The organism is Streptomyces sp. NPDC101490 (assembly GCF_044767145.1).
In the GTDB taxonomy this organism is placed as follows: Bacteria; Actinomycetota; Actinomycetes; order Streptomycetales; family Streptomycetaceae; genus Streptomyces.
Genome location: NZ_JBIWNI010000047.1, coordinates 1 through 13,120, shown reverse-complemented (window position 1 = coordinate 13,120; position 13,120 = coordinate 1). Strand labels below are relative to the sequence as shown.

At 68.3% G+C, this 13,120-nt stretch carries 11 protein-coding genes and 2 pseudogenes; 5 read left to right on the top strand and 8 right to left on the bottom strand.

Translation table 11 applies throughout. From position 1 onward, the window contains the following. Positions 1-792, top strand: a pseudogene (locus tag ACIRQY_RS35435) (hypothetical protein); the annotation flags it as partial. A 313-nt stretch (positions 793-1,105) separates the two neighbouring features. Further along, positions 1,106-1,318: a hypothetical protein gene (locus tag ACIRQY_RS35430; protein WP_403932941.1), complete on the top strand. Its 213-nt coding sequence runs from the start codon at positions 1,106-1,108 to the stop codon at positions 1,316-1,318. Between the two features lie 643 nt (positions 1,319-1,961). Here ACIRQY_RS35430 and ACIRQY_RS35425 read toward each other — a convergent pair. From ACIRQY_RS35425 to ACIRQY_RS35415, 3 genes are all read right to left on the bottom strand, one after another. Then, on the bottom strand, positions 1,962-2,372 hold the full coding sequence (locus tag ACIRQY_RS35425; RefSeq protein ID WP_403932938.1) for a VOC family protein: 411 nt from the start codon (positions 2,370-2,372) through the stop codon (positions 1,962-1,964). A 55-nt stretch (positions 2,373-2,427) separates the two neighbouring features. After that, positions 2,428-2,568 carry a hypothetical protein gene (locus ACIRQY_RS35420; protein WP_403932935.1) on the bottom strand — a complete coding sequence of 47 codons (141 nt, stop codon included), beginning with the start codon at positions 2,566-2,568 and terminating at the stop codon, positions 2,428-2,430. Positions 2,569-3,768: 1,200 nt separating this feature from the next. Next, the gene (locus ACIRQY_RS35415; RefSeq protein WP_403932932.1) at positions 3,769-4,518 is read right to left on the bottom strand and encodes a hypothetical protein; all 750 of its coding nucleotides are present in this window, start codon (positions 4,516-4,518) and stop codon (positions 3,769-3,771) included. Between the two features lie 1,030 nt (positions 4,519-5,548). Between ACIRQY_RS35415 and ACIRQY_RS35410 the strand changes: the two are divergent. Next, positions 5,549-6,421: pseudogene (locus ACIRQY_RS35410) on the top strand (IS5 family transposase); the annotation flags it as partial. 10 nt (positions 6,422-6,431) lie between these two features. Here the strand turns inward: ACIRQY_RS35410 and ACIRQY_RS35405 are convergent. Together ACIRQY_RS35405 and ACIRQY_RS35400 are read right to left on the bottom strand one after the other, a co-directional pair. Beyond that, positions 6,432-6,827, bottom strand: a complete 396-nt coding sequence (locus ACIRQY_RS35405) for a hypothetical protein (protein WP_403932929.1) — start codon at positions 6,825-6,827, stop codon at positions 6,432-6,434. Positions 6,828-6,959: 132 nt separating this feature from the next. Beyond that, positions 6,960-7,610, bottom strand: coding sequence for a hypothetical protein (locus ACIRQY_RS35400; RefSeq protein ID WP_403932926.1), 651 nt, complete (start codon positions 7,608-7,610; stop codon positions 6,960-6,962). Between the two features lie 975 nt (positions 7,611-8,585). Between ACIRQY_RS35400 and ACIRQY_RS35395 the strand changes: the two genes are divergently transcribed. Further along, entirely contained in the window at positions 8,586-8,918 is a 333-nt protein-coding gene (locus tag ACIRQY_RS35395) for a DUF1524 domain-containing protein (protein WP_403932923.1), read from the top strand. A gap of 16 nt (positions 8,919-8,934) precedes the next feature. Here ACIRQY_RS35395 and ACIRQY_RS35390 read toward each other — a convergent pair whose 3' ends face one another. Continuing rightward, positions 8,935-9,417 (bottom strand): hypothetical protein, encoded by a 483-nt coding sequence (locus tag ACIRQY_RS35390; protein ID WP_403932920.1) that lies wholly within the window; start codon positions 9,415-9,417, stop codon positions 8,935-8,937. Positions 9,418-9,551: 134 nt separating this feature from the next. Here ACIRQY_RS35390 and ACIRQY_RS35385 point away from each other — a divergent pair, with 134 nt between their 5' ends. Next, a complete protein-coding gene (locus ACIRQY_RS35385) occupies positions 9,552-10,109 on the top strand; it encodes a Uma2 family endonuclease (RefSeq protein ID WP_403932918.1) in 558 nt (185 codons plus the stop codon). Positions 10,110-10,283: 174 nt separating this feature from the next. On the opposite strand, the gene ACIRQY_RS35380 is transcribed toward ACIRQY_RS35385, so the two are convergent. Both ACIRQY_RS35380 and ACIRQY_RS35375 read right to left on the bottom strand, forming a co-directional pair. Then, complete coding sequence (locus ACIRQY_RS35380; protein WP_403932915.1) at positions 10,284-10,820, bottom strand: hypothetical protein; 537 nt, start codon at positions 10,818-10,820, stop codon at positions 10,284-10,286. A gap of 525 nt (positions 10,821-11,345) precedes the next feature. After that, positions 11,346-11,813 carry a hypothetical protein gene (locus ACIRQY_RS35375; protein ID WP_403932912.1) on the bottom strand — a complete coding sequence of 156 codons (468 nt, stop codon included), beginning with the start codon at positions 11,811-11,813 and terminating at the stop codon, positions 11,346-11,348. Positions 11,814-13,120: the final 1,307 nt, after the last annotated feature.

Genomic DNA, 13,120 nt, shown 5'->3' with positions numbered 1-13,120 from the left:
CGTCTGATCATGTGCTCCGACCAAGCGCTCCGCCGTCGCCGGTCCGCCGGGTCCGGGCTCGCGGACGGCGGGCAGGAGACGGCCTCCGAGGCCGCCGACCGGGTCGGCGGGACCGTCGCGGACCTGATCCGGCAACTGTCCGACCGGCTCCCCGAGTACCTCGGTCTGCTGCACGCCGCACAGCAACCCGCGGGCCGGGCCACCGCAGACACCGGGGACGGCGGCACGGCCGCGATGCTGACGGACGTGGGAGCTGCGTGGGAGGGTGCGCCGCGGCTGCTGGCCGACCGGCTCACCGACCGGCTGGCGGAGACCGGCGGCGAAGCGATGGTCACCGGCCCGTACGGGTGGCTGATCCGCCGGGGTCTGCCCCAGCGGCAGGCCTGCTCGCACCGCGAGTGCGACGACGGGGTGTGTCTGGACACCGGGGAGGACTGTGAGAACTGCGGCAACGTCGTCCACTTGCGCTGTGCCCGGCGGGCGCGGATCGGCGCGGACATCGACCGCGAGCTGCCCGGCCTGGCCGACGGCGAGCTGCGTCGCGTCCTGGAGGAGCGGCTGCGCGAGCACACGGCCCTCGAGGCGGAGGACCTGGCGTGGCGCCGGGAGCAGGCCGGCAAGCAGCAGGCCGCCAGAATGCGGCCCGTGCGGAAACGGCGGAGCAGGCGAAGCGCAAGCGCCAGGCCGCGGCAGACGCGATCCGGCTGGCGCTGGCCTGCGCGGACTGCGGCCGGGAGCGGGCGGCCGGGCTGTGCGAGGCGTGCGACCACCAGCGGCAGACCGAGGCCCTGACCGACGAGGCCGGGATCCTGGCGGCGCCCGGATCGGCCGACCTGGGCGACCCGGGCAGCGTGGCGGCCGCCGTCACCGCGGCCCGCGCTGGGATCGGCGCCGGCACCGCCGCCGCGTGGCAGGAGTTCCTCCAGATCGCCGACGGCGCCGCCCTGGAGACCGATCCGGAGGTAGCACGGGACGCGTACGCGTTCACCGCGTTCCAGACCGCGCAGCAGGCCGTCGGCGAGTACCAGGACAACGCTCTCGTGATGCTGAGCCGTGGCGAGGACGCCCAGGCGAGGCCCGCCGGGCGTACGCCACCGAGCTCGCCATGCCGTGGCACCGGGCCGTGCCCGACAGCGACGACGCCCAGCGCGCCGCGACCGAGGCCGCCGCGAAGGCACTGAACCGCACCGCCGAGTACCTGCTCGCTGTGCGGCTGGAGCAGTTGCGCACCCAGGCCCGCCCCGAGCCGTGGGCGCAGCGCCTGCCCGAGCTCGCCGCCCACGCGCTGGACGGCGAGGCCTTGGAGGTGATCGCTTGAACGTCGCCCCGGAACTGTCTGGCGTCCACCTCGCCCGTCAGGCCCTGGCAGCGGCACGCATGCTCCTGGTCGACCCTGCAGGGCGGTAAATGAGCTCCTGCTCCGCACGTTCCCCGCCCCTGAAGCCGTGGCCGACAGCCAGCCAACACCGCGCCACGCCACGCCGCCGCGATCGTGGAAGCGGTGACCTGGTTGACGGTTCGCCTCCGCCCGCGCGGAGCGCACGGAATACGCGCACTTCGGGAACCCCGTCGCCCGGGCTCACCTCCGCTTGCGCGGAGAGCACGGACCAGTGACTCACGTGAGTCACTGGCGGTCCTTCCCCGCGCACGCGGGGATGGACCCCCTGACGGCTCCTCCGGCCGGGGCCGCCGAGGAATGGTTCGGTGCTACGCCCGCGTCATCTGACCGACGGTCATCAGTCCGGCGAGCCAGCCGAGGGCGATCCTGAGGTGGGTGACCACCGAAGGCGTGGCGGCGATCTACTTCACCGTGTCCTCGGCTTGCCCGGCGCCTTCCAGGACGACAGCGGTGACCCGGCCCTGATGCTCGTGGACTTGGACGCCGTCCGCCCGGCGGTTCCGTACCGGGGCGCTGCGCGATACCGGCCTTCACCGCGTGGTGGCAGGGTCGGCCTTGGTGGTCATGGGTGCTTGGGCCAGATCGGTCCCTGGTCCGTCCAGATGACGCCCTTGTTGCGGCACAGGCAGAAGGGGTGGCCGATCGGGTCGGTGTAGACCTGCCAGCCGTAGCCGTTGGCGCCGATGAAGTCCTGCCTCAGCGTCGCGCCCAGGTCGAGGACACGGCACTGCTCGGACTTGAGCTCGTCCACTTCGAAGTCGAGGTGGAACTGCTTGGGGTGCTCGCTGTCGGGCCACTGCGGAGCGCGGTAGTCATCCACCCGGATGAACGCCAGCTCGATCTCGCCGAACTGGATGCCAGCCCACTCCTCGGAGCTGCCTTCTTTGATCGGACGGCCCGTCACCTCGGAGTAGAAAGACGCCAGCTTCATCGTGTCCGGGCAGTCGATAATGAAATCAGTGAGTCGCAGCATCCCGCGTTCCTATCACAAGCTCACACCCGACTTCGGGACAGGCCCAGATCATCCGTCAGCGGTTGATTCCGAGGTTCGTCAGCACGAGCAGGGGCATCATCGCCTCCGTGCGCTCGCCGCCCATCGTGCGGTCGCCCCGTCCCGTGATTAGGACCTGTTCCTGGCCGCCGCCGTCGTCCGCCAGGAACAGGTCCACCGCGACCTCGGCACCACTGCCTTCCCCAACACCGAAGAGGACCAGGAGGACAAGGCCCCGACGTCTCTGGAGGAGATTCGCGCCCAGCAGCGCCAGGCCAACGACGCCGTCCGGATCACCGCGATCCTGCGAGCCCGCGCAGAACGACCGCTGCCGCCCGCCGCACCCGTTACTGCGCCAGGCCGGGTAAACACTCTCGCCAGCCTGGCTGCTGCCCCTACGCTCCCCAGCCGCTCTGCGCCCCGGTCTCGCCGACTTGGCTGTCGCCGTCGGTGTCCGGCTCGGGAGTGGCCCGAAGGGGCAGTCATACGTGGTTGCGCCAGAGCTTCCCGTTGTACAACCGGCCACCGGCCTCGAACGTCACCACCGCCGCGACGGCACCTGGGAGACGGGGACGCCAGGGACGAGGACGCCTTATGCCGGACGGAGAACTGGCTCTGATCACTTCAAAGAGTGATTGCACGGTAGCTGAGTTGACGGTACAGAGGGTCAACTTGTCCTGCCCCGGTAGGGTTTCCGTGCGCGCTGCGGTGCGCCTCCCCTCAACGGATGTGTCCGGGCCCCTGCCCCCTCGGGGCCCGGCCCGACCCGAAGGAAAGGCTGCCGGCCGGGAATCCGGTGGCCGGTCTGAGGGGAGGCGCACATGGGGCGTCGCGGAAAGCGGAAGCCAACACTCCGGCAGCGGTACGAGGACCTGATGGTCCGGGCGGCACGCACGCTGGGGAGGTGGCTGAAGCGATAGGGCCAGCCTGAGCCCCGAAGCATGAGGCTCAGGCCGCAAAGCCCTCCGCGTGGCTCCCGTCCTGGAATTCCGGTCCGGGGTGGGAGCCGCTTCTCCGAAGGTGCACCTACGGATATCCGTAGGTGTCACGGTAGCCGATGGCCCAGGCCGCAGCGAGACCGCCGCCCACCCCACCGGGGAACGTTCCCCGGTGGTCCGCCCTCATCGTGCGCCAGAAGCAGGTCCGCCACGAGTTCGCCGCCCGCATCTCCCTCGGCACTGAGGAGAACCGGGAGGACGATGCGTCGGCATCGCTCGAGGACGTCCGCGCCCCAGCGGCGCCAGGCCAACGACACCATACGTGTGGCCGCGACCCTGCGGGCTGGCGTCGAACGCTGCGGGCGACCGGTGCCGTACGCAGCGCCCGCCCTGCGGCAGGCCGGGTGGAAGAACCTTCGCCCGGCCTGGAGATGCTTCTCCTACGCTCCCCAGCCGCTCTGTGTCCCGGTCTCGCCGTCCTGGTTGTCGCCGTCGGTGTCCGGTTCGGGGGTGACGCGGTCGTCGAGGGTGATGGTGACGCGTTCTCCGTCGCCAGAGCTCAGCCGGGTCAGGCGCTGCTCGATCCGCTCGTAGACCGAGGCGGCGAGTTCCCGGTCGCCGCTGCCGTCCGACGCCGCGGCGGACACGCCGTTCAGACTGATCAGCAGCGCGATCAGCGACCGTCCGGAGAGCGGGGCGAAGACTCGCTCGTCGGCCTCGTCAGTGACGCGCGGCGGGACACGGAAATGGCGGTGCCCGGCAGTGAGGGTGGTGAGGAACTCCCAGGTGTCGTGGTGACAGCGCAGGTCGGCGGAGGAGATACGGGCCGCAGTCCGCAGCAGAGCGGTGTGCTCCCTACTCATCTCCACCACCGGCTCGGGAGTCTCGGCGGGACGGGTCTGGAGCTCATCGACGGCCGTACGCAGTCCGGCGATCTCCTGCGCGAGGTAGGCGAACCCGGCACGGGCCTCCTCCAGCATCGTGGAGAGTTCCTCCCTGACCTGCCCGGCGGCCTCGCTCAACGTCTCGCGCAGCTGCTCGGCAGGGTCACCGTCCGTCCGCTCCTCGGTCGTGGTAACCGGGACGGTGAGGTGCTCGACGAGGGGAGCGAACTCCTGGGCGAAGACCTCGCGGACGGCCTGGCGCACGGACTCCTCCGACAGCGCCGCCTCCGGCGCGGTCCCCGCCACCGATTCCGCCTCTGCCGCGCCGCCGCCCTGCTCCTGCGGTCCGCCCGTACCGGCGGAGCCTGGCCCTGCCTCCGCCCGCCCGGTGGTCTCCGGCGCGGCCGCGAAGGGGGAGCCGACAGCCGGATCGTCCTGACCGGTACCGCGCTGGACAGGGATCGTCGGAGGCGGGTTTGGCGGCGCTGTTGAGATCCTCACATCCCGGGCGGTGGCCGCCGACACCAGTAGGCGCCCGACGACGCCCGGACATCGAGGACGCCCGCCGTCATGACCGGTGACTGGCATCCGCACGCCCGACAAAACAGTCCATGGCCCGGCGCCAAGGCGTCGTCCTGAGACAGGACCACCGGGTAACGTTCCCCGGTGGTCCCGTTCCGGGATCGACTCTGTTTCTACTCCTGCACACAGGCGATCGTGGGCACAGGAACAGTCTGAACAGCGGAAACCTTCGCCTGCTTGATGAATCCAGCGCTGACCCAGCCATACCGCCCACCTCCGAAATTTCGGAGGTGGGCGTGCGCAGCGAACCGGCAGCGCCGATTCATCACCTATGAATCCTGTGGAGCCACGACATTGTTCCGCGCCGATTGCTAGATTGGCCCTGCAGCCAGCGTACTGCTCAGTGCGCTGGGGTGGACCGACCGACAGTTCGGCTGCAGGGTCCACGCAAATGAGGCCGACGCCCGACCTGGTAGTCGGACGTCGGCGGGTGAGGTGCCGTCAGGTCAGCAAGTGGCTGATCCACTCGGTGAAGTCAAGTGCTAGTTGGCTCACCGAGACCAGAAAGATCAGCCGCTGCCACCCTGACGGCTCTCCGTCTTGCACTGCGCACGCTCCTCTGCTTGCAAGTGGAGCTGTGCCCTCCGGTTGGATACCGGGAGCTACCTTCGGCCCCCGGGGAGCCGAAGTAACAGAGCGTGTGCCGCAGTTCGCCACTCTAGTAGCCGACGTGCGTCGATCCGGGCCGATTCCCGCAAATGGGGTACGACCTGGCCGACAGCTACTTCGTCTCTGGCTCTAGGTCGGACACGACCTAGTTTCGGATGAGGAGTGGGCTCGGCTGGTGCCGCATTTGCCGGCGAATCACGGGCGGGGTGGACGCTGGCAGTGCCACCGTCGTGTGATCAACGGGATTCTGTTCCGGCAGCGGACCGGCATGCCCTGACGGGATCTGCCTCCGTGTTTCGGCAGCTGGAAGACGGTTCACGACCGTTATCGAAGGTGGTCGGCGGACGGCACGTGGGAAAGGATCCTGCGGGCCGTCCAGGCCGACGCCGATGCCGAGGGCCGGATCGACTGGAGCATGGTCAGCGTCGATTCGACGACTTGCCGTGCCCATCAGCACGCAGCAGGCGCCTCCAGGAGTGCCCCGAAGATCCCGGGTGGGTGCGGGAGCCCCGCACGCCACCGTTCCGATGAAGGCCTCGGACGCTCGCGAGGCGGGCTCACCAGCAAGATCCATCTCGCCGGAGAAGGCGGGTGCCGCCCACTCGGGTTTGTCATCACGCCGGGCCAGTGGGGCGACGCACCGCAGATGATTCCCGTCCTCGAAGAGATCCGCGTGCCCCGAAAGGCGAGTGGCCGACCGCGCACCCGGCCCGACCACGTCGGGGGCGACAAGGCGTATTCATCACGCCGCAATCGACGTCACCTGCGCAGACGCCAGATCAAGCACACGATCCCCGAGCCGAGAGACCAACGGGCCAACCGTCGGCGCCGCGGCAGCCAAGGCGGCCGACCCGCTGGGTTCGACAAGACGGTCTACCGCCGCCGCAACGAAGTCGAGCGGACCATCAACCGGCTCAAGAACTTCCGGCCAGTCGCCACGCGCTTCGACAAGCGCGGGTATGTCTTCCACGGAACGGTCACCGTGGCCGCAATCCGTCTATGGCTCCACCCGGAGTGAAGCTCCCCGTTCAGAGGTCCTTGGCGTCGGGGTGGTGCTGGCGAAGTTCGCTGAGTACGCGCTCGTCAACAGCCCTGACGTCCCACAAGGAGCTGTCGAACTCCGTCAGGACGACCACCAGCTCATCCCCGGCGAACCCACATGCTCCGGCGTCTATCAACTGGAGGAAGGGGGTAGTCAACGACAACAGTGTCAACGTGTCCATGCCGGACCCGGTGGACCTTCTCTCCATCTCGACACAGCGAGGATCGACGATCTCGTCAAGTTCGACGCGCCAGGTCAGGTCCAAGCCGAAGCCGCCGAGGCGAACCACCAGCTCGGCCAGCGTCACGTAGTGCTTTCCGTGCCAGGCGGAAAACGTGATCCCCTTCATCCCAGCCCCTGCTTCGGCTGTGTAGCGCGACATGCGCCCCCCCATCGTTCAGCGAAGACTAGGCCACAGCCTTGAGCGGCTCTCACGACCCATCGGACAGCCCCTAGGCCGGGGCGCCTCAGGTTCTCACCCGGCCACGTGGGCGGAGATCACCAGGCTCTGAAGTCAGACGGGAAACGCAGCCAGGAACGGGGCCGGCGGGTGTGCTGGTGAACAGGCTCGTGAGCAGTACAGGGGATGGGCTCGCATGTCCCAGCCGAGGAGCTGCGTGCCGCAGGCCTGGCACATGCGGGTGTCTCCGCGGAGGCGTCGTGCTTCCTTGCCTGCTACGCGGTCCAGCCTGAGTCGCTCGCGCTCCAGGGAGTGCCGCATTGCCAGGGCCCGGTCTTCGGTGAAGAGCATGTCGTCGATCTCGTTCAAGGGGATGAAGCAGGTGTCGAGCCAAGCCTGCACGACCTCGGTGTAGGCGCCGATTCCGACGGCAGCGGTGACGAGAAGGTCAGGCTCGGGAAGTCCTTCCAGAAGTGCTGGATCCGTTTCTGGTGCGGCGTAGTGCCCGCTCTCTCGAGTCATCGTGAGGAGGGCATGAACGTCGCATTGTGCGAGGTGTTCGGTGCACACCACGATCTGGTTGTCGACCGGCTGGTTGTCGCAGCCAGGCTGGTGGCAGAGCCTCCTGACTCCCGACCAGTTCAGATCCAATGCGAACCGGCGCTCGCCGCGCGCGACGACCGCGTGCTCGTGAGGGTCCAGTGACTTCAGGGTGAGCTCCGCAGGGTGCGTCTCGTCGGCCAGCACGCCCGCGAGCTGCAGCACAGTGGAGAAGGGGAGGGCGGTTCCCAGGACGCGGGAGTGAAAGACCGCAGGTCCGGAGTCGAAGTAGCTGCGGCCACTGTCGGGAGGAAACGCTGCGGGGAGTGTGGCGCATTCGTTCAGCAGGTCTGGTAGCAGAAACGTCCACCCAGCAGGGCGGGGTTCCGGCGGGCCGATGAACTTGGCGGCCTGGGTGTACCTCTGGCCTGTGCTTTCCTGCACGGCACGGACAGCCAGTTTGCGTTTCCGATCCCGGGTCACGATCGTCCTTCCGCGGCATGCCCACGCCCATGCCGCAGCAGGGTCTTCAAGTACCAGGTTCAGGTGCCGCGCGAGTCCGTGACCCTTGTCCTCGGAACCAGGGCGTGGGTGCATTCCGGTCCGGGAGGCTGGCAGGCGCGTGCTGCCGCGACCCACAGGCTAGCGCACAGATGCGCTGTCCTGTGATGCCTCCATGGCGGCGCAGAGTGGTGGTCTCGGCTGGTCCTGGCGCAGGTGTTCGGAAGGTGTTCTCGAGCGTGGAGTCAGGAGGCTGATTCTCGAAGGATGGTCCGTCACACCCTGCTCTGGGCTGGGAGGATGAGGCTGCTTCAGCCGTCCAGCATGTAGAGGAACCCGTGGTGTCGGTACGTCTCCGTCTGCCTGTCCGTGCGCTCGCTGCCGCCGTCGTGCTGTCCGTGGGCCTTACCGCCTGCGGGGCGGCCGAGGAGGTTCCGGGGGACGCGAAGCCGCCCGCCGCGACGACGTCCCCGTCGGCTTCGGCATCCTCGTCGTCGGCGCCGTCCACTGCCCCGCCGACCGCGACTCCGCCGTCAGCGGCGCCCGGCGGTGACGGCGCCGACGATGCGCTCCCGCTCGCCCAGGCCATCGCGAAGCTGCCCGTCGCGACCGAGGCCCGGGACGGGTACAAGCGGACCAGCTTCAAGCACTGGGTCGACGAGGACAAGGACGGCTGCGACACCCGCGAGGAAGTCCTCATTGCCGAGGCCGTCGAGCCGCCCGAGCAGGGCGCGGGCTGCAAGATCAGGGGCCTCCGCCTGGACTGCGGAGCGCCGTCAGCGGTACGCCAACGACCTCGGCTTCGACCGTGCGCTCGTCGCGGTCACCGCGAAGACCAACCGGGCGAAGGCCGACCGGGACCCTGCCGAGTGGATGCCGCCGGCCGCCTCCGCGAAGTGCACCTACCTCGCCGACTGGACCGCGGTGAAGCTCCGCTGGAAACTCGCCGCCGACACCGAGGAGACAGCCGCGCTCACCCGCTACGCGGCCGACTGCCCCACCACCACCGTCTCCTACGAGACCGCACCCTGACCAGCGCGGAGTCTGATCAGGTCTCGTTGAGCTGGGTTCGTGCGGCTGCGAGGAACCGGCTGCGGATCGGGCCCGCCTCACTCCACAAGCTGTTTCGTCGGTCCAGATCGTCAACCTGGAGAGCAGCGAGGACGTGCGCGAAGTACTTCCCGGCGGCTCGCGCGACGGGGGAGGGCGCGATCAGCTGGAGCGCTGAGAATGCCTCGGTCAACCGTGGCGGCGCCCCGTCCTGCGCTCCGGCGACGCTGGGCCGGTTCGCCTCGTCGGCTGCGGTGAGAAACTCCGTGTAGACCTGCGTCATCTTGTCCCTTGCCCGTGACCGCCGCTGCTCATCGAGAGTGGCCTGCACGGTCGATATCAGGGCAGCCGCCTGCGCCTGACCCGCCGCCTCTGCGGCGGCGGCCTGGCGGTGCCCGGCCTTCCAGGCGAAGAACCCCGTCACGATGCTGCCCAGGATGGCCGACCCGGCGGCGATCAGGGCGATTTGCCACTCACTCATACGGCGGATCCTGCCACGCGGTGCTGACAAGGCGCCCTCACCGAACACCTCGGCTGTTCCTCCCCGCTCACGGCCGGGCGGGCGGTAGCGTCGGGGTGGCACACCCCTCCAGCCCGCGGGATGTAGGACGGACGATGAGTACAGCCCCCGACTACCACGGCGTCGACGACCCCGAGCGGGCGTTGAAGTACGCCGTCCAGCACATCCGTGGCGACCGTGCCCAGATCATCGAGGGGATCATCGAGCCGGTGTCGCCGACCTGGGACCACGAAGCCGCCTCCGAGACCATCCGGGATCAGATCCGGCCCCGTGTACGGGAGCTCGGCTGCGTGACCGGTTCCGGGAACCTGGATCTGCCCGGCTCGTCGAACTGGTACGTCCCCGACATCGCCGTCGTCTCCGCCGCGCAGGCCAAGGGCGCCACCGCTCTGCTGCCCGAGGACACCCTGCTGATCGTCGAGGTCACCTCGGAGTCGAACCGGGACACCGACCTCACCGTGAAGCGGAAGCGGTACGCCGAGTACCACGCCCCGCTGTACCTGGTCGTCGACCGGCAGGAAAAGAGCGTCACCCTCTACTCCGAGCCCGGACGGCTCGGCTACACCCGCGCCGACGGCCCACACCCCTTCGGCACACGCTTGCACCTGCCCCCACCCTTCGACCTCGAACTCGATACCACCGACCTGTCCTAGCCTCTCGAGGGGATGCTCCCCGTACACGCGGGGTTGGGTGTGGATCAGGCTGTACAAGGCTCGATCGAAGGGACCCAAGCCATCCAGTTCGCGGACTTGCTGCTGCGCCAGGGCGCCTGGCACGGGCTGGCTGCATCCGAGGAGAACAAGGGTGTACAGGAGCTGACCGCGAGGTCACATGTACTGGAAGTAGCGGTCGTACCACACCGGAGGCAGGGTCTCCTCGTCGTCCTCGTCGTCCCAGCCGTGTTCGGCCGCCAGGGCCGCGAGTAGCGACTCCGCGTACATTTGCTCAAGGACGGACCCGCCGTCGTACGGCTCCAAGAGTAGTTCGACGGGTACGAAGACGCAGTCGATCTTGTCGCAGGCTCCGTCCAGCCAGGTCAGAAACTCCCTGGCCAGGCCTCGCTCGGCACCTGGTGCGCCTTCGCCCCCGGTGCCGACGGTCACGAAGCCGCCGAAGTTGCTGAACAGTACCCACACCGGAAGCTCGAATCCGGACGCCTCGATGGGGACGGTGATGCCTCCGTAGTAACTGGTGTCTTGGCCGAGGCCACTCAAGCAGGCAGGTCCGAAGCGCTCCTTGAGAGTGTGTACGAGCTCGCCGAAGCGCTTCGCCGCGACGACCAGGTCGAAGTCCTTCGGGCGCTCCATGTGATCCGGGTCGTCGTGTTCCCTCAGGAGCCTCCGTATCTCGTCGTTGGGCAACATGTGGCCGACTCTCAAACGTATGCGGGCGATGCCGACGGGACCGGCCGGATGCCGGACGCACCGGTATTCATGGTGTCAGAAGTGGTGAACTCCTACTTCACCGACACCGGCGCCGTCGAGATGCTGCCTGCCGTCACCGGAGGCGCGGGTCTGTCTGGGACGGTCTCCACGCGCGTCTACCCGGTCGCCACCCCGACTGTGGCCGAGCACGGCCGGCCGACCCGTGCGAGACATGCGCCCGCCGGCAGATGACTGCCGGGACCGGTTCGAGGTTCACCACCACTCCCAACGACCCGTTGCAGGTCTTCGTGCAGCTGCCCAGTGACCGGCTCCACGCGGTGTGATGGACACAGGGCGAGCACGCCTGGCGGCCTCGACGGAATGGCCTGGTCGTCCCCGGAGGCTTCGGGGCTGGCCTTCTGCGGCCAGCGGCCGAGGACATCGTCCGCGCGCCGGGGCGCGGCAGAGAGGCCCTGGCCATCCAGCTCGGAGGTGGCGGGGGCCCTCTATGCCGGCGGGGCTCTTCTAACGGGGGGCCAGGGTGCCCTGTTCCGTCTCGTAGAAGGAGAGCCCTCGCCGGATGTCCTCACGGGTGTACGACATCGCTTGGAAGTCGCCGATGGTGAGCTTGTAGTTCTCGGCGTCGCCGGGCACCTTGAAGGAGAAGTCGAGGCGGCACTCCTTGAGAATGGTCCCGAGTGTGATGGCTTCGTCGAGTTTCTGGGATCCGAGGAGCTTGCCGGAGTCGTCGGTGACGCGGATCTCCATCCCGAGTTTCAGCCTGGACTTCGCCGGAGGCTTGCAAGGTTGCTGGGCTTCAGGGCCGGTTTTCCCGTCGATGGACAGCAGGGTGGAGACGCCACCGCTGATGGCCAGATTGACGGGGGAGGGCGTCGGTGCCGGCCCGGAAGCGCTCCCGTTCTCCACCGTCCCGGAGCAGCCCGTCAGGCCGACCGTGCCCAGCACCAGGGCGCAGGCCCACAGCTTTCTCATTCCCACCCCTTGTCCATCCCGCGCGACAAAGACGTCATCGCAGGTTGCAGGCACGCTACACACCCACCGGCCCGGCATCCCACCGCTTTTCCCCGTACCAGCCGCAACCTGCCCGTACCGGTGTCGGCTGGCCAATGTGATGCGGGGGCAGGGTGGTGGTGATGCCCTGGTAGCCAGGCCCGGACCCACGCCGGGGGCCGCGTCCGCCGGTGTCGGGGGGTGTGGAGAGAGACCCGGGGGCGGTGCTGGTTTCGGCTCGGGTAGGACTGGCTTTCTCGTTCTGAAGCGGCCCCAGCTATCCGGTCAGAGCTGGCCCCACCAAGTGTTCGAGCTGTGCTTCGGGCTTTGTCGATGCCCAGGTCATCTACGGAGCCATCTCGGACCGGATTTGAACGGTCAACGGACTGGTACCAGTTCGAGCCGATTCTCTGGGGCCAGTTCGCAGCGAGAAAGCCACTCTGCAAGTCGTCTTGTTTTTCGGCCAGCTCTCTGCGGTTCACCAGCTGGAGGTCGTCGAGAGTTTGCGCGGCCCGGACCGAGAAGCCGACGAGGTAACGTTGTTGGCCGCGTCCCGGCGCTCCCGGGCCCGCGGCAGCGCGGTCACCGGTCGGTGCGGTGGCGGGCTGAGCTGTAGCACGGTGCTCCTCTGGCCACGCCGTACCTGCGGGTGCTCAATCGCGTGGCCTCCGAGCAGGTGCTGTGTCTGGGAGTGTTTCGGCAAATGGCCCGCGAGATCGTTGATAGGAACGAAAGGCAACCTCATGCCACCAGAAGACTCTGTTCTGTTTTCCCCTGGCCCGGACGGGGAGTCCGTTTGCCGGGTGTGCGGCTACGATGACGGCGACCTCTTTTGGGAGGGTGGATGGCCGACCGCGCTCATCTGCGTGTGCTGTGGAAACGAATCGGACGTGTCCGACACAAGCCTCATGGGGGTCCGGAACTACCGCGGCTACTGGGCGGGGAACGGTGCCGCATGGTATTCCCCCGCCTATAAGCCTCAGGGCTGGGATATTCACGATCAGTTGACTCAGATTTTTCCGGAATGGCGCTAGGTTTGTCGGCAGAAATTCTATACCGATGGCTCGCTGTCACCAACTCGCATTAACCTCGCCGATCCGCTGACCAGCCTGTCGACCACGAGCCGAACGCCGGATGAGCCGCAAACCCCGCCCGCAACTGGCTTTTCCCGGGTCACCTGCCCGGCCGGCACCCCTCAGACCGCGTTTGAGATCTGCCATGGGACGATCGGTCGGTGACTCGACTCGTGGACCGTGACCGCTCCCTTGAGGAGCTTGAGTGTGACCGCT